The following is a 21,137-nucleotide window of genomic DNA, read 5'->3' on the forward strand; positions in this document are numbered from 1 at the left end:
CTCACTCATCACGACCCGGCAATAACGTGCGCCAGACGGCGTTACCACCCGAGGAATACGACATGACAACAGCTTCCCTCTTGACTCACGCACCTCGTCTTGCCGCCCTGGCCGCCGGTGTCGCCATGGCACTCGGCAGCCTCTCGGCGTCTGCCGCCCAGTTCAACGCCAAGCTTTCACTGGACGTGCCCGAGGGCAACACCAAATACGAAGCGGCTCAGCAGTTCGCCGACCTCGTCCGCGAACGCACGGACGACAATGTCGACATCCAGCTGTTCCCCAACAGCGTACTGGGAGGAGAGACCGAATCCGCGGAGGGGATCCGGCTGGGATCCGTTCAGATGGGCATCATCACGAGCTCCGTACTCTCCTCGTGGGTACCCGAAGTCCAGGTTCTGGACCTCCCCTATGTCATTACCGATGAAGCCAATGCTTCGGCACTGAGCGAGCCGCTTACCGAGGCCCTATCTTCCAGTTTCGAGGATCAAGGCTTCCACCTGCTCGGGTTTACCGTCAATGGCGTCCGAGAGCTGATGAGCAGCTTCCCGATCCACTCCATCGACGATATCCAGGGCAAGAAGATGCGGGTCATCCAGAGCCCACTGCATGTGGATGCCTGGCGCGCGGCGGGCGCCAACCCGACGCCGGTACCCGCGCCCGAGATCTACAACTCCATGCAGACGGGAGTCATCGATTTCTTCGACAACACGGCCACCAACTACCTGACGAATCGTTTCTATGAAGTCGCGCCCTACTACGTGAAGACCGACCATATCTACGCGATGGGCACCTGGGTCGTGGCGCAGAACTGGTGGAAGCGGCTGCCCGAGGACTACCAACAGGCCATCACCGAAGCGGCGCTGGAGGTGCAATCCCGGGTACCGGAAATGCGCCAGAAGGACGACGAAGCGGCTCTCGCCGAGACCGTGGCGGACGGGGCGACCATCATCGACATCGAAGACAAGACGCCTTGGATGGAGGCGATGGCCCCGGTGCGCGAAAAGTACATCGATCAGATTCCCGACGGGGCCGAACTGGTCGAGCTGATTCGCAGCGCCAAGTAAGTTTTCGCCTCGCTCGGGACCTGCCTGGGCGGGGCGTCAGTCATTGACGATCGATCCCTTTCTGGAGGTAGCACCATGGCTGCCGATCAACCCGCTCTCTCCGCTACCCTGTCGCTGCTCGATCGATCGGCGGTACGCCTGGAAAGCCTCGTCCGGCTTTCCGTTTTCTCCATCCTGGTGGCGATGTCCCTGGCGGTCCTGGCGGGAGTCGTTGCCCGCTACGTATTCAACAGCTCCTTCTCCTGGACCGAGGAGTTCGCCATCTGGTGCTTCACCTGGCTGATCTTTCTCGGCGCCGCGCTGGGGGTACGCCGCAGCCGCCATGTCGTGGCGGACCTGCTGCCGTCATCGCGGGTGCCATGGCTGCAGGCGCTGCTCGAGCCGATGGCGACCACCTTGCTGGCGCTGACCCTGATCATGATGTACGCCGGCGGCATGCAGTTGACCGAGATGGTCGGAGGGCTCAGTGCGAGCCTGCAATGGCCGAATTCGATCAAATACGCCGTGATTCCTGCGTCGGCCATGATTTCCCTGGCCTTCTTGCTGGTACGCCGTGTCGACTCTCTCAAGGGGTGTCTACGCAATCTGTTGTGCGTCGGCATCGCCTGGCTGCTGTTTCAGTGGAGTGACGCCGGTGGCCTCGCTTTCCTGGCCAGCTTTTCACCGAGCCTGGTCATGGTGGCGGCATTCTTTCTGGCTATCGCCATCGGCGTTCCCGTGGCTTTCGCCCTGGTGCTCGGCGTCTTCATCGCCAGCTCCGCCTCCTTCATCCTGCCGCCACCCGCCGTCGTTCAGAACATGGTGACCGGTTCGACCAAGTTCATCCTGCTGGCCATCCCCTTTTTCCTGTCGACGGGTTATCTGCTCAATCTCGGTGGGCTGTCGGCGCGACTGATCGACTTTGCCGTCTCTCTCGTCGGCCATTTCCGGGGCGGCCTGGCCCACGTCAATATCCTCAACAGTCTGATGGTCGGCGGCATCTCGGGTTCCTCCAGCGCCGATGCCGCGAGCAGTACCAAGATTCTCGTCCCCGAGATGGTCAAGCGTGGCTACTCCCCGGCGTTTTCCTGTGCCGTCAGCGCGGCGTCGGCCATCTTGCCCAATGTCGTGCCGCCGGCTATCGCCATGCTGGTCTATGCCTCGGTCGCCAACGTGTCGGTGGCCAGGCTGTTCACCGCGGGGGTACTGCCGGCCATTCTGATCGCACTGGCCTTGATGGGGGTTGCCTACGCCATCTCGGTTCGACGCGACTATCAGTCCTCGAGCCAGCGCGCGCCCTGGTCTACCGTGCGCCACAGCTTTCTACGCGCCCTTCCGGTGCTGGTCATTACCGTCGGTGTTCTCGGTGGGATTCGTTTCGGGGTCATCACGGCGACGGAGGCGGGCGTCGTCGCCCTGGTCTGGACCTTCATCCTGGGGAAGGTGGTGTTCAAGCAGTACGACTGGCGAACGTTCTACCGTGCGTTCAGTGACTGCGCCATGGATGCCGCGCTCATCGGGTTCATCATCGCGGCATCGGTGCCCTTCGCCTGGGTGCTGATTGCCGAGCAGGTACCCCAGGCCATCGTGGGCTGGGCCGGGGCGGCAGCGGAAGGGCCACTGGGGCTCTTCCTGATCCTCATTCTCGTGCTGGCCGCCGCAGGCATGTTCCTGGACCTGACGCCGGCCATGCTGATCATCGCGCCTCTGTTTCTGCCCATGATGATCGACGCTGGCATCGATCCCGTACAACTGGGGATCATCATGATCGTCACGCTGCAACTGGGCGGCGTCTCGCCACCAGTGGGTCTGCTGGTCTTCATCACGTCCCAGATCGCCAACGTGGCCCCCTCTGCCGTGTTTCGCGCGGTCATGCCTTTCATCTTCGCGACCATGGGCGTCGTGGTGCTGTTGTGCGCTTTCCCCTCGCTGACCATCGGGTTATGGAACCTGCTGGAATAGCCTTGGCAGCCATGAAGCCACGCGGGTGATTCCTGCCGACGGATGCCCACGTCCAATGCCGAAATCGATAGATTGGAGATTGTGGATATACTGCACCTCAGTCACGTCCGAACGGGAAAGCGGTCATGTCACGATTGTCCCACCGACTGGCCATCTTCACCGGCTGGCTGGCGCCTGCGCTGATGGTCGCCGGCTGCAGCGCCACGCCTCATCGCACCGCCATCGCGCCGGTGGAGCTGCTGGCGAGCACACCGAACATCGAATGGTGCGGCACCCTGGCACTGCCGTCGGAGTGGCAGGATGGAACCCCGGTGGGTGGACTCTCCGACCTGGGCTGGGACGAGGACGAGTCGATGCTGTTTCTGGTCTCGGATCGCGGCTGGCTGCACCGGGCGCGGCTGACGTTCAGCGGCAGCGGCGAGCTGCGCGACTACGAGCCGCTGGATACCTATCCGTTGCGGGGCGAGGATGGCGCCATTCTGGCGCATGCCAGCAGCGACGCCGAGGCGCTGACGCTGGAGAACGCCGATGATGGCCTGCGCGGCAACACCCAACTGGTCATCGGCTTCGAGGGAGCGCCGGCAAGCGACGCCCGCTGGCAGCGTTTCTATCCCTCGGGGCTGGCCAGCGAACCGCCCCACCGCCCCGCGGCGCTGGCCGACGTCAACGCCAACGGTGGTCTCGAGGCGCTGACCGATACCCCCGATCACGGCCTGATCGGGGGTATCGAGGAACCGCCGACGGGATGGCCGCCCAAGCTGACCCGGCTGTTCACCCTCGACGGCTCCCGGGAGTGGCGTTACCCGCTGGCGGCCAATGCCAACAGTGCCCTGACCGCCCTCGAAACGCTGGATGGCGACTTGCTGGCGCTGGAGCGCGCCTACACGCCGCCAGCCTCGCTGGTGATCCGGCTACGCCGCGCCCATCTCGCCGACGATGGCAGCGTCGAAATCACCGAACTGGCCAGACTGTCCAATGGCGATGGCTGGTCGCTGGACAATTTCGAAGGCCTGGCGCGTATCGGTCATCACCGCTACCTGATGGTCAGTGACGACAACTTCAGCCTGATGCAACGTACCCTGCTGACCTGCTTCGCCATCAACGAACCCGATACGGCGACGCCGTGACACCGGCGCACACGACCATTTTCAGGATGGGTGCCGACTTCCCCACCAACCACCCCCAGCCCCTTGCGCCCTCTGCCAGCCCTCACCTATGCACGAACAAGCATAATGATTTCCGCTAGTTGCCATTTCCGCCCGCGGATTCGATCCTGCCGACTCTCGTTGATGAACACGGCAACAATAAGAAGAACTGTTCATACATTCTTCGCTCAAGCCCAAGGGCGCTCCTGCCGATGTAGAGCACGCAGTGTCTTCCCGGTAGGGCCGGCAGCGCCATCGACACGATAATCAAGAAGAGGGTTCAGGATGAGTGGGATCAATCAGGCCGCGCTGGAGACCGGCGGCAACACATCGGCGGGATTTTTCTCCCGCGAGAGAACGGTAGCGGGACCCAACTTCAATCGCTGGCTGGTGCCGACCGCGGCACTGGCGATTCACCTGTGTATCGGCATGGCCTACGGCTTCTCGGTGTTCTGGCTGCCGATGAGCCAGCAGATCGTCGACGCCCCGGCCAGTTGCAGCAATCTCGGCCTGCTGCAGGCACTGACCACCACCAGCTGTAACTGGAGCGTGGCCCAGGTCACCTATGTCTTCGGTATCTTCATCGCCATGCTGGGCGTCTCGGCAGCCATCTGGGGTGCCTGGCTCGAGCATGCCGGCCCGCGCAAGGCCGGCTGCATCGCGGCACTGTGCTGGGGCGGCGGCCTGATCGTCGGCGGCATCGGGGTCATGCAGCATCAACTGTGGCTGGTCTATCTCGGCTGCGGCGTGCTGGGCGGTATCGGCCAGGGCCTGGGCTACATCACACCGGTCTCGACCCTGATCAAGTGGTTCCCGGACCGGCGCGGCATGGCCACCGGCTTCGCCATCATGGGCTATGGCGGCGGCGCCATGGTCGGCGCGCCGCTGGCGGTAGTGCTGATGAACCACTATTCCACGGACGGCGGGACCGGTGTCGCCATGACGCTGATCACCATGGGGGTCATCTACGCCATCGTCATGGCCTGCGGCGCCATCGGCTTCCGAGTGCCACCCAACGGCTGGAAACCGGCGGGCTGGACGGCACCGAAGGACGCCAAGGCCAACACCATGATCACCCAGGGCCACGTGCACCTGAACACGGCGTGGAAGACCAGGCAGTTCTGGCTGATCTGGGGCGTGCTGTTCCTCAACGTGACCGCCGGCATTGCCGTGATCTCCATGGCCAGCCCGATGCTGCAGGACGTCTTCGGCGGCGCCCTGGTCGGCCTCGCCGACCGCTCCGCCGCATTGAGCGAGGCACAGCAGGCGGCAGTGGTCGCCGCGGCTGCCGGCCTGGTCGGCCTGATCAGTCTGTTCAACAGCGTCGGCCGCCTGTTCTGGGCCTCGCTGTCGGACAAGATCGGGCGCAAGAACACCTACTACTGCTTTTTCGCGATCGGCATCGTCATGTACTGCCTGCTGCCGATGTGGGGCCACCTGGGCATGGCCGGGCTGTTCGTGATCTCGATCTGCGTCATCCTGAGCATGTACGGCGGCGGCTTCGCCACGGTGCCGGCCTATCTCGCCGATATCTTCGGCACCCAGATGGTCGGCGCCATCCACGGCCGCCTGCTCACCGCCTGGACCGCTGCCGGTCTGGTCGGCCCGCTGATCATCGCCGCTCTGCGCCAGGCCCAGCTCGACGCCGGCGTGGAGCCGAGTCTGGTCTACGACCGCACGCTCTACATCATGGCGGGGCTGCTGTTCCTGGGTCTGATCTGCAACTCGCTGGTCAAGCCGGTCAAGCCGGAGCAGCAGATGAGCGAAGAGGAACTGGCCCGTGAGCGCTTGCTGCAGAAGGAAGACACCGTCTCCTCCAATGCCGAGACCGCGGCTCGCGGCAGCTTCGGTATCGGCGGCGTGCTGGCCTGGCTCGGCGTGGGCGTACCGTTCCTGATCGGCCTCTACATCGCTCTGGCCAAGGCGGCCGCGCTGTTCTGATTCCGGCGCACCGCCCCTGAACGACGGCCGGACACGATCGTGTCCGGCCCTCTACCCGCGATCTCCCGCCAGTAGCGCCTCGAACGTCTCCACTTCGCCACACCGATCCGCCGCATAGCCGGTCAGTGATTCGAGCTGGGCGAGAAATCCCTTGGATCCCATGAACGCCAGCAGATCCTGGACGTTCTGCTGCCGCAGTCGATCCTCGGGGCAGACCAGCAGGTAGTGTTCGGTGGAGAGCGGCTCGAAATCGAGCCCGAACTGCGCCGCCGCCGCTTCCAGACCAAACCCGACATCGGCCATGCCCGAGGCGACGTAGGCCGCCACCGCCGTGTGGGTGAACTCCTCCCGTTCGGCGCCCTGGATCTGGGCCTCTTCGATCCCCTTCTCCTCCAGCAACAGATTGAACAGGATCCGCGTGCCGGAGTGCTCGTCGCGATTGATGAAGCGCACCCCGGGTCGGGTGAGATCGTTCAGCCCCCCGATGCGATCGCGATCCGCGGCGCGCAGGATCAGTCCCTGACGCCGGGTCACGAACCGGATCACGCGCAGCTTCTGACGCCCCAACTGCCGCCGATAGACCTGCATCACCCGCCTCGCCAGTCGCGGGCAGGTAGGCAGATGGAAGCTGGCCAGGTCGCACTCGCCGCGCTCCATGGCATTCAGCGCTTCCTCGGGATGGCAGTAGCGCAGATCGAGTTCGCTGCAGCTCCCCGGCAGCAGCGCCACCGCGTAGCCGTGGGTAGCGTGCAGCCGCAACACCGGGTGAGCGCCCGCCAGCAGCTGCTGCAACTGGTTGTTGAGTTCCGAGGCCATACTGTCGATCTGCGGTCCCAGACGCGCCTTCACGCGTTGCTCCGACCACAGTAGCTTTTCCCCCAGGGGGGAGAGCCGAGTGCCGTGCCCCTTGCGCATCTCCACCAGTGCCATGCCGAAGAACGCCTCGCCACGATTGAGCAGATTCCAGGCGTGACGGTAGGAGACACCGGCAGCTTCGGCAGCGCGTGTCAGCTTGCCGGACTCGCGCAGATTGGCAAGCAGACGAAACAGCACCGGGTCGAGCAGCTCGCCATCGTCACTTCGAAACAGCCAGGCCGGGGTGATATTCAACTTTTTTCTAAGCATCTTCGTTCATATTTTTCGTGTCTCCAGGGAGTGCTAGTTTGGCGAATAGCGGGACCCTGACTTAAACCAGTTAAGAACGACGATTCCTATAAGACGATTGGACGAGTCCCGACATGCGTGAAGTCACCGTCGGGCACAGACCAGCAACTTGATGAGACGACCAGGCCATGTCACACGCTAGTCCGCAGGCCGCCGACACCTGGACGTCGGCGCAGATCCAGGCAGTGGTGGACGAGTATCGCTCGTTGCCGGGCGCCATGCTGCCGACGCTCCACGCGCTCCAGAACCGTTTCGGTCACATCCCCGAGGCGGCGATCCCGATCGTCGCCGAGGCGCTGCGCCACACCCGCGCCGAGGTGCACGGCATCATCAGCTTCTACCACCACTTTCGCACCCAGCCACCGGGGCGCCACGTGATCCAGGTGTGTCGCGCCGAGGCCTGCCAGGCGGTGGGCGCACGGGCGCTGGAAGCCCACGTCAAGTCCGCGCTGGGGGTCGACTACCATCAGACCACGGCGGATCGCGAGTTCACCCTGGAGCCGGTCTACTGCCTCGGCAACTGCGCCTGCGGGCCGTCGCTGCGGGTCGACGACGAGATCCATGGGCGCATGGACGCCGCCGGCTTCGACCGCCTGGCGGCCCAGCTCAGCGCCACCGTGGTGGAGGTGAAGTGATGACGACCACGATCTATGTGCCGTGTGACACCACCGCCCGCTCCCTCGGCGCCGACGCCGTGGCGGCCCGCCTGACACGGGCCGCCGATCGTCTGGGCGTGGCGATCCAGCTCAAGCGCAACGGCTCCCGCGGGCTGTTCTGGCTGGAGCCGCTGGTGGAGGTCGAGACCGCGGCGGGCCGGGTGGCCTATGGTCCGGTGGCGCCCACCGACGTCGACGCTCTGGTCGAGGCCGGCCTGTTCGAGGGCCGGCAGGAGCACGACCTGGCCCTCGGCGACATCGAGGCGCACCCCTATCTGGCTCGCCAGCAGCGGCTGACCTTCTCGCGCATCGGTCTGACCGACCCGCTGTCGCTCGAGGATTACACCGCACGGCAGGGCTTCGCCGGCCTCCAGCAGGCGCTGGCGCTGACGCCCCAGGGTATCGTCGACGAGGTCAAGGCCTCGGGGCTGCGCGGGCGTGGCGGTGCGGCCTTCCCCACCGGCATCAAGTGGCAGACCGTGCACGACACCCCGGCGGCGCAGAAGTACATCGTCTGCAATGCCGACGAGGGCGACTCCGGCACCTTCGCCGACCGCCTGGTGATGGAGTGCGACCCCTTCATGCTGATCGAGGGCATGACCATCGCCGGGCTCGCCGTGGGTGCCACCCAGGGCTATATCTATCTGCGCTCGGAGTATCCGCTGGCCCAGGCGATGCTCGACGAGGCGATCGTCCGCGCCGAGGCGGCCGGCTACCTGGGCGATGACATCCTCGGCAGCGGCCAGACCTTCCACCTCGAAGTGCGCCTGGGCGCCGGTGCCTATATCTGCGGCGAGGAGACCTCGCTGCTGGAGAGCCTGGAGGGCAAGCGCGGGCTGGTGCGCGCCAAGCCGCCGCTACCGGCGATCGAGGGCCTGTTCGGCCAGCCCACCGTGGTCAACAACGTGCTCTCGCTGGCCGCCGTGCCGTTCATTCTCGACCAGGGCGGCCAGGCCTACGCCGACTACGGCATGGGCAGGTCCCGCGGCACCCTGGCGCTGCAGCTGGCTGGCAACGTCGCCCGCGGCGGGCTGGTCGAGCTGGCCTTCGGCACCACCCTGCGCGAGCTGATGGAGAGCTTCGGCGGCGGCACGCGCAGCGGCCGCCCGCTCAAGGCGGTGCAGGTGGGCGGGCCGCTGGGCGCCTATCTGCCGCAGAACCAGTGGGACACCCCGCTCGACTATGAGGCCTTCGCCGCCTTCGGTGGCGTGGTCGGCCACGGCGGCGTGGTGATGTTCGACGACAGCGTCGACATGGGCGCCCAGGCGCGCTTCGCCATGGAGTTCTGCGCAGTGGAGTCCTGCGGCAAGTGCACCCCGTGCCGCATTGGCGCCGTGCGCGGCGTCGAGGTGATCGACCGTATCCGCGCCGGCGACGCGGCCGACGACAATCTGGTGCTGCTCGCCGACCTGTGCGAGACCATGGTGGACGGTTCGCTGTGCGCCATGGGGGGCATGACCCCCTTCCCGGTGCAGAGCGTGATGAAGCACTTTCCCGATGACCTGACCCGGCCCCTGGCCGAAGGCGGGAGGTAAGCATGTTGCAATATTTCGAACCCGACGCATCCCACGCCGCCCAGTTCGCCCGCGACCTGGGCACCCCGGCGCGTTTCTCCGAGACCCAGGTGGCGCTGACCATCGACGGCCACAGCATCAGCGTGCCCGAAGGCACCTCGGTGCTGCGCGCCGCAGCGCTCGCCGGTATCACTATTCCTAAGCTGTGCGCCTCGGACAATCTCGAAGCGTTCGGCTCGTGCCGCCTGTGCGCGGTGGAGATCGAGGGCCGACGCGGCCTGCCGGCCTCCTGCACCACGCCGGTCACCGAGGGCATGGCGGTCACCACCCAGAACGCCCGGCTGGCCAAGCTGCGTCGCAACGTGATGGAGCTCTACATCTCCGATCACCCGCTGGACTGCCTGACCTGCCCCGCCAACGGCGACTGCGAGCTGCAGGACATGGCCGGCGCAGTGGGCCTGCGCGAGGTGCGCTACGGCTTCGACGGCGCCAACCATCTCGACGCCGAAACCGACGACTCCAACCCCTACTTCAGCTTCGACCCCAGCAAGTGCATCGTCTGCTCGCGCTGCGTACGCGCCTGCAACGAGGTCCAGGGCACCTTCGCCCTGACCATCGAGGGGCGCGGCTTCGACTCCAAGGTCGCCGCCGGGCAGAACGAGCCGTTCATGGACTCCGAGTGCGTCTCCTGTGGCGCCTGCGTGCAGGCCTGCCCCACCTCGACGCTGATGGAGAAGAGCGTGATCGAGCAGGGCGTGCCCGAGCACAGCGTGGTCACCACCTGCGCCTACTGCGGCGTGGGCTGCTCGTTCGAGGCGCAGATGAAGGGCGATAAGCTGGTGCGCATGGTGCCCTACAAGGGCGGCGACGCGAACCACGGCCACTCCTGCGTCAAGGGGCGCTTCGCCTTCGGCTACGCCACCCACAAGGATCGCATCAAGGAGCCGATGATCCGCGACGCGATCGATCAGCCGTGGCGCGCCGTCTCCTGGGAAGAGGCGATCGCGTTCGCCGCCCGACGCCTCAGGGAGACCCAGACGAAGTACGGGCGCGAGAGCATTGGCGGCATCACCTCCTCGCGCTGCACCAACGAGGAGACCTATCTGGTCCAGAAGCTGATCCGCGCCGCCTTCGGCAACAACAATACCGATACCTGCGCGCGTGTCTGCCACTCCCCCACCGGTTACGGACTGAAGACCACCCTGGGCGAATCCGCCGGTACCCAGACCTTCGATTCGGTGATGCAGGCCGACACCATCCTGGTGATCGGGGCCAACCCCACCGACGCCCATCCGGTGTTCGCCTCGCAGATGAAACGCCGTCTGCGCCAGGGGGCGACCCTGATCGTCGCCGACCCGCGGCGGATTGATCTGCTCAAGACTCCTCACGGCGGCAGGAACCTGCACCTGCCGCTCAAGCCGGGCACCAACGTGGCGCTGGTGAATTCGCTGGCCCACGTGGTGGTGACCGAAGGTCTGGAGGATGCCGACTTCATCGCGAAACGCTGCGACAGCGACGCCTACCAGCGCTGGCGCGGCTTCATCCAGGAACCCCAGAACTCCCCGGAAGCCCTCGAGAACGTGACCGGCGTGCCCGCCGTCCAGGTCCGCGAAGCGGCCCGCGCCTACGCCAACGCCGGCAACGGGGCGATCTACTACGGCCTCGGCGTTACCGAGCACAGCCAGGGCTCGACCATGGTGATGGGCATCGCCAATCTGGCGATGGCGACCGGCAACATCGGCCGCGAGGGGGTCGGGGTCAATCCGCTGCGCGGCCAGAACAACGTCCAGGGCTCCTGCGACATGGGCTCCTTCCCCCATGAGCTGCCCGGCTATCAGCACGTCGCCGACCCGGCGGTGCGCGAGAAGTTCGAGGCGGTCTGGCACACCCCGCTGGACGACGAGCCGGGGCTGCGCATCCCCAACATGTTCGATGCCGCCATCGCCGGTACCTTCAAGGGGCTCTATGTCCAGGGCGAGGATATCGCCCAGTCCGACCCCAACACCCAGCATGTCGAGGCGGCGCTGACCGCGCTGGACTGCCTGATCGTGCAGGACATCTTCCTCAACGAGACCGCCAAGTACGCCCATGTGCTGCTGCCCGGCTCCACGTTCCTCGAGAAGAACGGCACCTTCACCAACGCCGAACGCCGCATCAACCGCGTGCGCAAGGTGATGCCGCCGGTGGCCGGCAAGGAGGACTGGGAGGTCACCCAGGACCTGGCCAACGCGATGGGCTATCCGATGCACTACACCCATCCTTCCGAGATCATGGATGAAATCGCCCAGCTGACACCGACCTTCACCGGCGTCAGCTATGCCAAGCTCGAGGCGCGAGGCAGTATCCAGTGGCCCTGCAACGACGCCTTCCCCGACGGCACCCCGACCATGCACGCGCTGGACTTCCCCATCGGCAAGGGCAACTTCGCGATCACCGAGTACGTCCCCACCGAGGAGCGCGCCAGTCGACGCTACCCGCTGCTGCTGACCACCGGGCGCATTCTCAGCCAGTACAACGTCGGCGCCCAGACCCGGCGTACCGCCAACAGTGCCTGGCACGCCGAGGACGTGCTCGAGATCCACCCCAGCGACGCCGAAGTACGCGGCATCGCCGATGGCGACTGGCTTGGTATCAGCAGCCGCGTCGGACGCACGGTGCTGCGCTGCCGGGTCAGCGAGCGCATGGCGCCGGGGGTGGTCTACACCACCTTCCACCATCCTGGCAGCGGGGCCAACGTGATCACCACCGACAACTCGGACTGGGCCACCAACTGCCCGGAGTACAAGGTGACGGCGGTGCAGGTGGAGAAGGTCTCCCAGCCCTCTTCCTGGCAGCAGCATTTCCAGCGCTTCGACGAACGCCAGCAGCGTTATCTGGAATCTGCAGAGGCGGCGCTCAAATGAGCGCCGCCGGCCACTCTTCCGATACCAGGGAGCGCGCGAGATGAGCGATGCGAGCATGAATGATGCGAGCCATGGCGGACCCACCGCGCCGCTGATCAAGATGGTCAACCAGATCAGCGCCAACAATCTGCACCATGGTGACGACACCCAGGCGGCCGAGCTGGTCGCCACGCACCTCAAGAAATTCTGGGCACGCCCCATGAAGCGCGACATCATCGCCTACGCCGATACGGATGGCAGCGAGTTGAGCCCGGTCTCGCGCCTCGCGATCGCGCGGCTGGAGACCCTGTCGTCGACCGTCAAGGACTGGGAGGAGACCTCGGACGCGGGCTAGCGGCTGGCGTGGACCAGGGTATTGACGCCCAGACCACCCAGCACACCGCCGCCGAGCCGCTGCAGCCAGCGCGAACCGCGGCTATTGCCGGCGGTGAACCAACGCCGCAGCGGCGCCGCCAGCAGTACCGTGACCACGTCGGCGGAGGAGAAGATCAGGTTGGAGGCCACACCCAGGCCGAGCAGTTGCCAGGTCATGGCGAGATCGGCCTGGGGCTGCACGAACTGCGGCAGAAAGGCGACGAAAAACAGCGCGGTCTTGGGATTGAGCACCTCGACCAGGAAACTGTCACGCAGCACGCGCCGTGCGCTGGCGCGTGCGTCGAGCTGCGGCGCCTCACCCCCCAGACCCTGACGCCACAGCCGTACGCCCGCCCAGAGCAGATACACCCCGCCAATCACCTTCATCGCCATATAGGCCGGTGGCACTGCCGCAAACAACGCTGCCAGCCCTAGCGTCGCCATCACCACATGCACGTAGCAGCCAAGATGCACGCCCAATACCGCGAACCAGCCGGCGCGCTTGCCACGCCCCAGGGTCTGCGCGGCGGTATGGTATAGAGCATGGCCGGCCCAGGCAGATAAGCGAAGCCCAGCGCGGCCAGGGCAAAGGTGAGCAGATCCATGATGATGCCGTCTCCAGGGTAATCCCTTCGACTGTAGCGCGCACGACCACAGAGAAAAAGCTCCGCCCGGGCGAACCCGGGCGGAGCTTTGGCATGATCCGAAGGTCATGACCCGCGCGCCAGAATAGGCGCGCTCGGATCAGGGCTTCATATCTTCGAAGAAGCGTTTGACGCCATCGAACCAGCCCTCTTTCTTGGGCGAGTGCCGGCTTGCACTGCCCAGGCTGTCCTGGAACTTGCGCAGCAGCTCTTTCTGCTCTTCGTTGAGATTGACCGGGGTTTCGGTCACCACCTTGCACAGCAGATCGCCGGCGGGGCCGCCGCGCACGGGCTTGACGCCCTTGCCACGCAGCCGGAACAGCTTGCCGGTTTGGGTCTCGGGCGGGATCTTGAGCTTGACGCGACCCTCCAGCGTCGGCACCTCGAGCTCGCCACCCAGGGCGGCGTCGACGAAGTTGATCGGCACTTCGCAGTGTAGATGCCGGCCGTCGCGCTCGAAGATCGGGTGCGGCTTGATCTCGACCTGGACGTAGAGGTCCCCCGCAGGGCCGCCGTTGAGCCCGGATTCGCCCTCGGCATTGAGCCGAATGCGGTCGCCGGTATCGACACCCGCCGGGATCTTCACCGATAGCGTACGGGTCTCGCGGACGCGACCCTCGCCATGACACTTGCGACAAGGCACCTTGATGCTCTGGCCGCTGCCGTGGCAGGTCGGGCAGGTCTGCTGGACGGCAAAGAAACCCTGCTGCATCCGCACCTGGCCCTGGCCGTGGCAGGTCGGGCAGGTCTCCTTGCTCGATCCCGGTTCGGCGCCGCTGCCGTCGCAGTGCCCGCACTCGACGTGACGCGGTACGCGGATGTCGACGGTGGTGCCGAACACCGCGTTCTCGAGGTCGAGCTCGAGGTTGTAACGCAGGTCGCTGCCACGCTGCGGGGCATTGGGATTGCGGCGACCGCCGCCGCCTCCGAAGATGTCGCCGAAGACATCGCCGAAGATATCGCTGAAGCCACCCGCCCCGGCACCGCCGAAACCGCCGCCGCCGAATCCGCCGGCCTGGCCGTCGACGCCGGCATGACCGAACTGGTCGTAGGCCGCACGCTTCTGATCGTCGGAGAGCACTTCATAGGCATCGGAGACCTCTCGGAACTTCTCCGCCGCCTGCTGATCTTCCGGATTGCGATCCGGATGGTATTTCTGCGCCAGCCGACGATAGGCTTTCTTGATGTCCTTGCCGTCGGCGCCCTTGTCGACGCCCAATACTTCGTAGTAGTCACGTTGGGACATTACTGAGCCCGCCTCCGTGTCGGTGCCGTGTAAACAGCAACGCGGGAGTCGTCTTGGCTCCCGCGCTACTGCCGATCACACGGCGTCAGACGTCGTGGTTATTGCTTTTTCTGATCGTCGTTGACTTCTTCGAACTCGGCGTCAACCACGTCATCCTCTTTCTTGCCGCTGGCCTGGGTGTCGTCGCTCGGCTGCTCGGCCTGTGCACCGGCACCTTCACCCTGCTCGGCATACATCTTCTGCGCCAGGTTGCCGGACGCTTCGGTCAGGGCATCGAGCTTGGCCTGGATGGCGTCCTTGTCGTCGCCCTTGAGCGCTTCCTCGAGTTCGCCGATGGCGGTCTCGATCTTGCTCTTCTCGTCGGCGTCGACCTTGTCGCCAGCCTCTTCCAGCGTCTTGCGCGAGGCATGGATCATGCCGTCGGCCTGGTTGCGCAGGGCCACCAGCTCCTCGAACTTCTTGTCCTCGGCTTCGTGGGCCTCGGCATCCTTGACCATCTGGTCGATCTCTTCGTCGGAGAGACCGCTGGAGGACTTGATCACGATCGACTGTTCCTTGCCGGTCGCCTTGTCCTTGGCCGTGATGTTGAGGATACCGTTGGCATCGAGATCGAAGGCAACCTCGATCTGCGGTACGCCGCGCGGCGCCGGCGGAATGTCGGCCAGGTCGAAACGGCCCAGCGACTTGTTCTGACCGGCCTGCTTGCGCTCACCCTGCAGCGCGTGAATGGTCACCGCCGTCTGGTTGTCTTCCGCAGTGGAGAAGGTCTGGGTCTTCTTGGTCGGGATCGTGGTGTTCTTCTCGATCAGCGGGGTCATCACGCCACCCAGCGTCTCGATGCCCAGCGTCAGCGGCGTGACGTCGAGCAGCAGTACGTCCTTGACGTCACCGCCGAGCACGCCACCCTGGATCGCGGCGCCCATGGCCACGGCTTCGTCCGGGTTGACGTCCTTGCGCGCTTCCTTGCCGAAGAACTCGGCGACCTTCTGCTGCACCATCGGCATGCGGGTCTGGCCACCGACCAGGATCACGTCGTGAATCTCGCTGTTGGAGAGGCCGGCGTCTTCCATGGCGGTCTTGCACGGACCCAGCGAACGCTGGACCAGATCCTCGACCAGTGATTCCAGCTTGGCGCGAGTGACCTTGATCGCCAGGTGCTTGGGACCGGTGTTGTCCGCCGTGATGTAGGGCAGGTTGACTTCGGTCTGCTGTGCGGAGGAAAGCTCGATCTTGGCCTTCTCGGCGGCTTCCTTCAGACGCTGCATGGCGAGGCTGTCGCCGGACAGGTCGATGCCGGAATCGCTCTTGAACTGCTGGACGAGATAGTCGATCAGCTTGAGGTCGAAGTCCTCGCCACCCAGGAAGGTGTCACCGTTGGTCGCCAGCACCTCGAACTGCTTCTCGCCGTCGACGTCGGCCACTTCGATGATCGAGATGTCGAAAGTACCGCCACCCAGGTCGTAGACCGCGATGGTGCGGTCACCGGTGGAGCGGTCCATGCCGTAGGCCAGCGCGGCTGCGGTCGGCTCGTTGATGATGCGCTTGACTTCGAGACCGGCGATACGGCCGGCGTCCTTGGTCGCCTGGCGCTGAGAGTCGTTGAAGTAGGCCGGCACGGTGATGACTGCTTCGGTCACTTCTTCACCGAGATAGTCCTCGGCGGTCTTCTTCATCTTTTTCAGCACTTCGGCGCTGACCTGGGGCGGTGCCAACTTGTTGTCGTTGACCTTGACCCAGGCATCGCCGTTGTCGGCTTCGACGATCTCGTAAGGCACCATCTTGATGTCTTTCTGGACAACATCGTCCTTGAACTTGCGGCCGACCAGACGCTTGATGGCGTAGAGCGTGTTGGTCGGGTTGGTGACCGCCTGACGCTTGGCCGCCTGACCGACCAGCGTTTCGCCGTCATCGGTATACGCGATGATGGAAGGCGTCGTGCGGCCACCTTCGGCATTTTCGATCACACGAGTCTTGTCACCATCGAGTACGGCGACACAGGAGTTGGTCGTACCCAGGTCGATGCCAATGATGCGTCCCATAATTCCTCACCTCTAACTATTCGTTGACGACTCAATTCGTTTGGATGACGGCGCTTGCTGCGCGATTGCTTGCTATGTGGGGGCTGGCCGGCGCCTTTCAAGTCCCCGCCGACACTCAGTTGCAGTATCGGCCCGGCCGCGGCATTCGGCCCTCTACCCCGCCGCCTTGCTGACCACGACCATCGCCGGCCGAATCAACCGGCCATTGAGGGTATAGCCCTTCTGCATGACGTCCATCACGGTATTGGGTTCCAGTTCCGGATTGGGAACCATGGTCATGGCTTCGTGGAACTGCGGATCGAACGGCTCACCCTGCGGATCGAGCTGCTCGACACCGAACTTGCCCAGCACGTCGAGCTGCATCCTGAGCGTCATCGAGACACCCTCGCGGTGGGTCTCGTCGACCTCCTGCATGCTCTCCAGACCCTTCTCCAGGCTGTCGACCACCGGCAGCAGCTCCTTGACGAACTTCTCGAGCGCGAACTTCTTCGCCTTGTCGGCATCCTGCTCGGCACGACGACGCGCGTTCTGTGCCTCGGCAGCGGCGCGCATCGACTGATCCTTGGCGTCCGCCAGCGCCTGCTCGAGCTCCTCGACTCGGGCGGCCAGAACCTCGGCCTCGGGATTGGCCTCCCCCTCGAAGTCATCCGCCTCGTGTTCGAGCGACTCCGCGAACTGCTCCAGATCGCCGTCCAACGTCTCGTTGGTGGACTGGTGCTGGGGCTCGCCGTCGCGTTCGGCGCGCTCGAGTTCTTCGTCTACGGGGTTCTGCGGATCTCTAGCCATGAATCTCTCCTGGCAAGGTGTTGTGACAGCGATTCGACAAGCGTCGGAAGTTGTCTGCCTATATGGGGCTATCGATTCAGATCTCAAGCGTTTCGTCACCACACCATCACGACAGCCGTTGAAGGGCATTTTCGACTACTGTATAAACAACCAGAAACTCGAATGAACGATCGTCCACCGCCCGCAGACCGTATCGCCGCCATTGCCCCGCAGGAGGCCGCATGCTGATCCAACTCGCCATTCGTGACTTCGCTATCGTCGACACGCTGGACCTGGAGTTTCAGGCCGGCATGACCGCCATCACCGGCGAGACCGGGGCCGGCAAGTCGATCCTGCTCGGTGCGCTGGGCCTCTGCCTGGGAGAGCGGGCCGACGCCGGCGGCGTGCGCCACGGCGCCGACCGCGCCGATCTGAGCGCGCGCTTCGACATCGCAGAGCGGGAAGATGCCCGGGCGTGGCTGGCCGCCCGCGAACTGGCGACGGACGACTGCCTGCTTCGCCGCGTCGTCACCGCCAACGGACGCTCCAAGGCGTGGATCAACGGCCAGCCCTGCACCATCGCCGACCTGCGAGAACTGGGCGAGTGCCTGATCGACGTGCACAGCCAGCATGCGCATCAGGCGCTGCTCAACGAGGATACCCACCGCCGCCTGCTCGACGACGCCGCCGGCCATCACAAGGCGGTCGCCGAGCTTGGCGACCTCCATCGCCAATGGCACGCGCTGCGCCGGCAGTATCGTCAACGCAGCGAGAACGACGAGGAGCGCCAGGCCAAGCGCCAGTTGCTGCGCTATCAGGTCGAGGAGCTGGATCAGCTCGATCTCCAGGCGGACGAACTCGCCGACCTGGAGCAGGAGCAGGAGACCCTGGCCCACCTCGAGGAGAGCCTGCGCGAGGCGCAGTTCGCGGCGGACAGCTGCGACCATGACGAACACGGCGCATCGACGCTGCTGTCGCAGGCGACCCAGCGGCTGTCCCGGGTGCCGGGCAGTGACCGCGGCGCGCTGTCGGAGGCACTGGGCATGCTCAACGACGCCCAGATCCAGATCGAGGAAGCGGCCCGGGAACTGCACCATTTCGTCGAGTCGACGGAGCTCGATCCGCAGCGGCTGGCCTGGGTCGAGGAGCGACTCGGCGAGATTCACCGGATCGCGCGCAAGCATCACGTCATGCCGGAGGAGCTGAGTGGGCTGCATCGCCGGCTGCGGGAAGAGCTGGAGGCGCTCGACGGCGGTGACAACGACCTCGAGACCCTGCGAACCAGGCTCGACGAACTACGCCAGCAGTACCGCGACAGCGCCAGGGAGATCAGCGAAACGCGACAGCGCGCCGCCAAGGTTTTCGCCCGGCAGGTCCAGGAGCAGCTGGCGTTTCTGGGAATGGACAAGGCGCGCTTCGCCGTCGATGTCTCGCCGCTGGAGACCCCTCAACCCCACGGCCTGGATCGGGTCAGCCTGCAGATCAGCGCCAACCCGGGCCAACCGACCCGGCCGCTGGCCAAGGTCGCCTCGGGCGGCGAACTCTCTCGCGTCAGCCTGGCGATTCAGGTCGTTGCCGCCAGTCACAGCACCCTGGCGACGTTGGTCTTCGACGAGGTCGACGTCGGCATCTCCGGCGCTACCGCCGAGATCGTCGGGCAACTGCTGCGCCGGCTGGGCAGCGATGCCCAGGTCATGACCGTGACCCACCTGCCGCAGGTGGCGGCGCAGGCGCATCAGCATCTGCATATCGAGAAGCACTCCAGCGACGATGCGACGCGCACGCTGATGTCTCAACTGGACGAAGCCGGGCGAGTCCGCGAACTGGCGCGGATGCTGGGAGGCGTCAAGCTCTCCAACCGCACGCTGGCTCATGCGCGCGAGATGCTGGCGGCCAGTCAGCGTTCAGCGCACTGATTGAAGCCCTTTGAACGCGAAACGCCGACCCGAGGGTCGGCGTTTCGATAGTCTGTCGCGCGCTAGCGGGCGCTGCGCGGGTTACTTCTTGACGGCATCCTGGCGCGTGGCCTTTGAGCCACGGGGGCGCACGTAGAGCACCAGCGCATGCTCGACCAGCTCGTAGCCGTGTTCTTCGACGATCTCTCGCTGCCGACGCTCGATCTCCTCGTCATAGAACTCGACGATCTCGCCGGATTCGAGGTCCACCATGTGGTCATGGTGCTCTTCCTGGGACATCTCGAAGACCGCGTGCCCGCCGTCGAAGTTGTGCCGGACGACCAGCCCCGCCGCCTCGAACTGGGTCAAGACGCGATAGACCGTGGCCAACCCGACATCCTCTCCAGACTCCAGCAGCGCCTTGTAGACGTCCTCGGCACTCATGTGGAGCTCTTCTTCCATACGAGTCGCTTCGAGGATCTGCAGAATCTTGACGCGTGGCAGAGTGACCTTCAGCCCCGCCTTACGCAATTCTTGGTTTTCGTCGGCCATGGTCGCTCTTCGCAGTAGCGTCTCGTGTCGGGTATGATCAATCCACGCAACGATAGTGAAAGACGGACTCAAATGCAAAATCTGATCAGAACGGTCGTACTCCTTATTGCAGTCTCGCTCATCGCCGGCTGCAGCTACTTTGGCGTCTATAAAAGGGACATCCCGCAAGGCAATCTCATCACCCAGGACATGGTGTCCCAGCTTCACCCCGGCATGAGCCGTTCGCAGGTGGCCTACATCATGGGCACGCCGCTGATGGAAGCGCCCTTCTCGTCGGACCAGTGGGATTACGTCTTCTATCTCGACAAGGCTTACGGCGGTACGGTGGAAAAACGCCTGACCCTGACTTTCCAGAACGACCAGCTGGTCGACATCGCCAAATCCGGCGACATGGACTCGGACGTCGAGCTGAATCAGGACGACGGGCCCGGACCTGCGGTGGAAGGCTCCGGCGAGGGCTCGGCGGTTCCGCAGATCGGTCCCAGCGGCATCTAGATCCCGCCTGACTCACAGCTGAACGGGCAGTTCAACGCGAGGCGTTGGCCGCCCGTTCACGCCGCGCCTGCTTGGGGTCGAGCTCCAGCGGCCGATAGACTTCGAGGCGATCGCCGGCCACCGGCTGGTACGTCTCAGGAGCCGCCAGACGCTCGCCGAAGATTCCCAGCGGCGCCTGCGTGAAATCGAGCTCCGCCCAACTCGGGTGTCGGCTCGGCAGGTCCGCCAGCATCACTGCCTGCCGGGCGTTGATGCCGGGCTCGAGTGTCAAGCGCACGATCGTCTGCCATTCGGGCGTGGCGAAGGCGATTTCGATATGGCCCACCGGCATACCCGCTAGCGTCCGTAGACCTGATCGGCGCGCCGGGTGAAGGCGTCGACCAGTTGGCCTGCCACCTGTTGGAACAGGCGACCGAATGCCATGCCCAGCAGGCGATTGCTGAATTCGAAGTTCATCTCGAGTTCGATCTTGCAGGCGTCTTCTCCCATGGCTCGAAAATGCCACTGTCCACTCAGCCGCTTGAACGGGCCATCGACGAGGGAGAGGTCGATCCGCTGGGGCCGCTCGAGGTCGTTGCGTGTCGTCACGCTCTGCTCCACGCCGCCCTTGGCCAATGTCATTCGACCAATCAGATAGCCGTCTCCCTGTTCGACGATGCTGGCCCGCCGACATCCGGGCAGGAAGTCGGGATAACGCTCGAAATCATTGACCAGTTCAAACATCTGTTCCGGTGTATGCCGAACGAATGCGGACCGATTCACGCTGGGCATAGGGGTCTCCACTGATTTATCGCCCCGACATGCGTATCATGGGGCACT

At 64.9% G+C, this 21,137-nt stretch carries 18 protein-coding genes; 10 read left to right on the forward strand and 8 right to left on the reverse strand.

Going from position 1 to position 21,137, the window contains the following annotated elements; genetic code table 11:
* Window positions 1-62 precede the first annotated feature (62 nt).
* The 4 genes from DOM45_RS01460 (at window position 63) to DOM45_RS01475 (ending at window position 6,091) form a co-directional block, all read left to right on the forward strand.
* On the forward strand, window positions 63-1,064 hold the full coding sequence (locus DOM45_RS01460) for a TRAP transporter substrate-binding protein (RefSeq protein WP_157958321.1): 1,002 nt from the start codon (window positions 63-65) through the stop codon (window positions 1,062-1,064).
* Window positions 1,065-1,139: 75 nt separating this feature from the next.
* Complete coding sequence (locus DOM45_RS01465; protein WP_110597734.1) at window positions 1,140-3,005, forward strand: TRAP transporter large permease; 1,866 nt, start codon at window positions 1,140-1,142, stop codon at window positions 3,003-3,005.
* Window positions 3,006-3,130: 125 nt separating this feature from the next.
* Window positions 3,131-4,132, forward strand: coding sequence for an esterase-like activity of phytase family protein (locus DOM45_RS01470; RefSeq protein WP_110597735.1), 1,002 nt, complete (start codon window positions 3,131-3,133; stop codon window positions 4,130-4,132).
* Window positions 4,133-4,435: 303 nt separating this feature from the next.
* Complete coding sequence (locus DOM45_RS01475) at window positions 4,436-6,091, forward strand: OFA family MFS transporter (protein WP_110597736.1); 1,656 nt, start codon at window positions 4,436-4,438, stop codon at window positions 6,089-6,091.
* 51 nt (window positions 6,092-6,142) lie between these two features.
* Here the strand turns inward: DOM45_RS01475 and DOM45_RS01480 are convergent, their stop codons facing one another.
* Entirely contained in the window at window positions 6,143-7,201 is a 1,059-nt protein-coding gene (locus DOM45_RS01480) for a substrate-binding domain-containing protein (protein WP_240612250.1), read from the reverse strand.
* Between the two features lie 182 nt (window positions 7,202-7,383).
* Here DOM45_RS01480 and DOM45_RS01485 point away from each other — a divergent pair, with 182 nt between their 5' ends.
* From DOM45_RS01485 to DOM45_RS01500, 4 genes are read left to right on the forward strand one after another with little or no spacing between them, the layout of a single operon-like run.
* On the forward strand, window positions 7,384-7,890 hold the full coding sequence (locus DOM45_RS01485; protein WP_110597738.1) for a formate dehydrogenase subunit gamma: 507 nt from the start codon (window positions 7,384-7,386) through the stop codon (window positions 7,888-7,890).
* A complete protein-coding gene (locus tag DOM45_RS01490) occupies window positions 7,890-9,446 on the forward strand; it encodes a formate dehydrogenase beta subunit (protein WP_110597739.1) in 1,557 nt (518 codons plus the stop codon). The genes DOM45_RS01485 and DOM45_RS01490 overlap by 1 nt, the downstream gene beginning before the upstream one ends.
* Window positions 9,447-9,448: 2 nt before the next feature.
* Window positions 9,449-12,328 carry a formate dehydrogenase subunit alpha gene (gene fdhF / locus DOM45_RS01495; protein WP_110597740.1) on the forward strand — a complete coding sequence of 960 codons (2,880 nt, stop codon included), beginning with the start codon at window positions 9,449-9,451 and terminating at the stop codon, window positions 12,326-12,328.
* A gap of 40 nt (window positions 12,329-12,368) precedes the next feature.
* On the forward strand, window positions 12,369-12,662 hold the full coding sequence (locus tag DOM45_RS01500) for a formate dehydrogenase subunit delta (RefSeq protein WP_240612251.1): 294 nt from the start codon (window positions 12,369-12,371) through the stop codon (window positions 12,660-12,662).
* Here DOM45_RS01500 and DOM45_RS01505 read toward each other — a convergent pair.
* The 4 genes from DOM45_RS01505 to grpE form a co-directional block, all read right to left on the reverse strand.
* The gene (locus DOM45_RS01505) at window positions 12,659-13,396 is read right to left on the reverse strand and encodes a LysE family translocator (protein ID WP_240612252.1); all 738 of its coding nucleotides are present in this window, start codon (window positions 13,394-13,396) and stop codon (window positions 12,659-12,661) included. The two genes, DOM45_RS01500 and DOM45_RS01505, sit on opposite strands and share 4 nt — an antisense overlap.
* Window positions 13,397-13,426: 30 nt before the next feature.
* Complete coding sequence (dnaJ, locus tag DOM45_RS01510) at window positions 13,427-14,572, reverse strand: molecular chaperone DnaJ (protein ID WP_110597741.1); 1,146 nt, start codon at window positions 14,570-14,572, stop codon at window positions 13,427-13,429.
* Window positions 14,573-14,670: 98 nt separating this feature from the next.
* Complete coding sequence (gene dnaK, locus DOM45_RS01515) at window positions 14,671-16,611, reverse strand: molecular chaperone DnaK (RefSeq protein ID WP_110597742.1); 1,941 nt, start codon at window positions 16,609-16,611, stop codon at window positions 14,671-14,673.
* Between the two features lie 153 nt (window positions 16,612-16,764).
* Window positions 16,765-17,397: a nucleotide exchange factor GrpE gene (grpE, locus tag DOM45_RS01520; protein ID WP_110597743.1), complete on the reverse strand. Its 633-nt coding sequence runs from the start codon at window positions 17,395-17,397 to the stop codon at window positions 16,765-16,767.
* A gap of 221 nt (window positions 17,398-17,618) precedes the next feature.
* On the opposite strand from grpE, the gene recN reads away from it, so the two are divergent.
* The gene (gene recN / locus DOM45_RS01525) at window positions 17,619-19,292 is read left to right on the forward strand and encodes a DNA repair protein RecN (RefSeq protein WP_110597744.1); all 1,674 of its coding nucleotides are present in this window, start codon (window positions 17,619-17,621) and stop codon (window positions 19,290-19,292) included.
* An 81-nt stretch (window positions 19,293-19,373) separates the two neighbouring features.
* Here the strand turns inward: recN and fur are convergent, their stop codons facing one another.
* Window positions 19,374-19,823, reverse strand: a complete 450-nt coding sequence (gene fur, locus DOM45_RS01530) for a ferric iron uptake transcriptional regulator (RefSeq protein ID WP_110597745.1) — start codon at window positions 19,821-19,823, stop codon at window positions 19,374-19,376.
* Between the two features lie 33 nt (window positions 19,824-19,856).
* Between fur and DOM45_RS01535 the strand changes: the two genes are divergently transcribed.
* A complete protein-coding gene (locus tag DOM45_RS01535) occupies window positions 19,857-20,318 on the forward strand; it encodes an outer membrane protein assembly factor BamE (protein WP_240612253.1) in 462 nt (153 codons plus the stop codon).
* Between the two features lie 31 nt (window positions 20,319-20,349).
* Here the strand turns inward: DOM45_RS01535 and DOM45_RS01540 are convergent, their stop codons facing one another.
* Window positions 20,350-20,649 (reverse strand): RnfH family protein, encoded by a 300-nt coding sequence (locus DOM45_RS01540; protein ID WP_110597747.1) that lies wholly within the window; start codon window positions 20,647-20,649, stop codon window positions 20,350-20,352.
* A 5-nt stretch (window positions 20,650-20,654) separates the two neighbouring features.
* Window positions 20,655-21,089, reverse strand: coding sequence for a type II toxin-antitoxin system RatA family toxin (locus DOM45_RS01545; RefSeq protein WP_110597748.1), 435 nt, complete (start codon window positions 21,087-21,089; stop codon window positions 20,655-20,657).
* Between the last annotated feature and the right edge of the window lie 48 nt (window positions 21,090-21,137).

It is taken from the genome of Salinicola lusitanus (genome assembly GCF_003206045.1).
GTDB lineage: Bacteria > Pseudomonadota > Gammaproteobacteria > Pseudomonadales > Halomonadaceae > Salinicola > Salinicola lusitanus.

Coding starts and splice junctions, on each gene's coding strand:
- DOM45_RS01545 (WP_110597748.1), bottom strand. CDS start 21,089: ATGCCCAGCGTGAATCGGTCCGCATTCGTTCGGCATACACCGGAACAG.
- DOM45_RS01465 (WP_110597734.1), top strand. CDS start 1,140: ATGGCTGCCGATCAACCCGCTCTCTCCGCTACCCTGTCGCTGCTCGAT.
- DOM45_RS01485 (WP_110597738.1), top strand. CDS start 7,384: ATGTCACACGCTAGTCCGCAGGCCGCCGACACCTGGACGTCGGCGCAG.
- grpE (WP_110597743.1), bottom strand. CDS start 17,397: ATGGCTAGAGATCCGCAGAACCCCGTAGACGAAGAACTCGAGCGCGCC.
- DOM45_RS01535 (WP_240612253.1), top strand. CDS start 19,857: ATGATCAATCCACGCAACGATAGTGAAAGACGGACTCAAATGCAAAAT.
- dnaJ (WP_110597741.1), bottom strand. CDS start 14,572: ATGTCCCAACGTGACTACTACGAAGTATTGGGCGTCGACAAGGGCGCC.
- DOM45_RS01475 (WP_110597736.1), top strand. CDS start 4,436: ATGAGTGGGATCAATCAGGCCGCGCTGGAGACCGGCGGCAACACATCG.
- DOM45_RS01460 (WP_157958321.1), top strand. CDS start 63: ATGACAACAGCTTCCCTCTTGACTCACGCACCTCGTCTTGCCGCCCTG.
- DOM45_RS01540 (WP_110597747.1), bottom strand. CDS start 20,649: ATGCCGGTGGGCCATATCGAAATCGCCTTCGCCACGCCCGAATGGCAG.
- DOM45_RS01500 (WP_240612251.1), top strand. CDS start 12,369: ATGAGCGATGCGAGCATGAATGATGCGAGCCATGGCGGACCCACCGCG.
- DOM45_RS01505 (WP_240612252.1), bottom strand. CDS start 13,396: ATGACCTTCGGATCATGCCAAAGCTCCGCCCGGGTTCGCCCGGGCGGA.
- DOM45_RS01470 (WP_110597735.1), top strand. CDS start 3,131: ATGTCACGATTGTCCCACCGACTGGCCATCTTCACCGGCTGGCTGGCG.
- dnaK (WP_110597742.1), bottom strand. CDS start 16,611: ATGGGACGCATCATTGGCATCGACCTGGGTACGACCAACTCCTGTGTC.
- fur (WP_110597745.1), bottom strand. CDS start 19,823: ATGGCCGACGAAAACCAAGAATTGCGTAAGGCGGGGCTGAAGGTCACT.
- DOM45_RS01490 (WP_110597739.1), top strand. CDS start 7,890: ATGACGACCACGATCTATGTGCCGTGTGACACCACCGCCCGCTCCCTC.
- recN (WP_110597744.1), top strand. CDS start 17,619: ATGCTGATCCAACTCGCCATTCGTGACTTCGCTATCGTCGACACGCTG.
- fdhF (WP_110597740.1), top strand. CDS start 9,449: ATGTTGCAATATTTCGAACCCGACGCATCCCACGCCGCCCAGTTCGCC.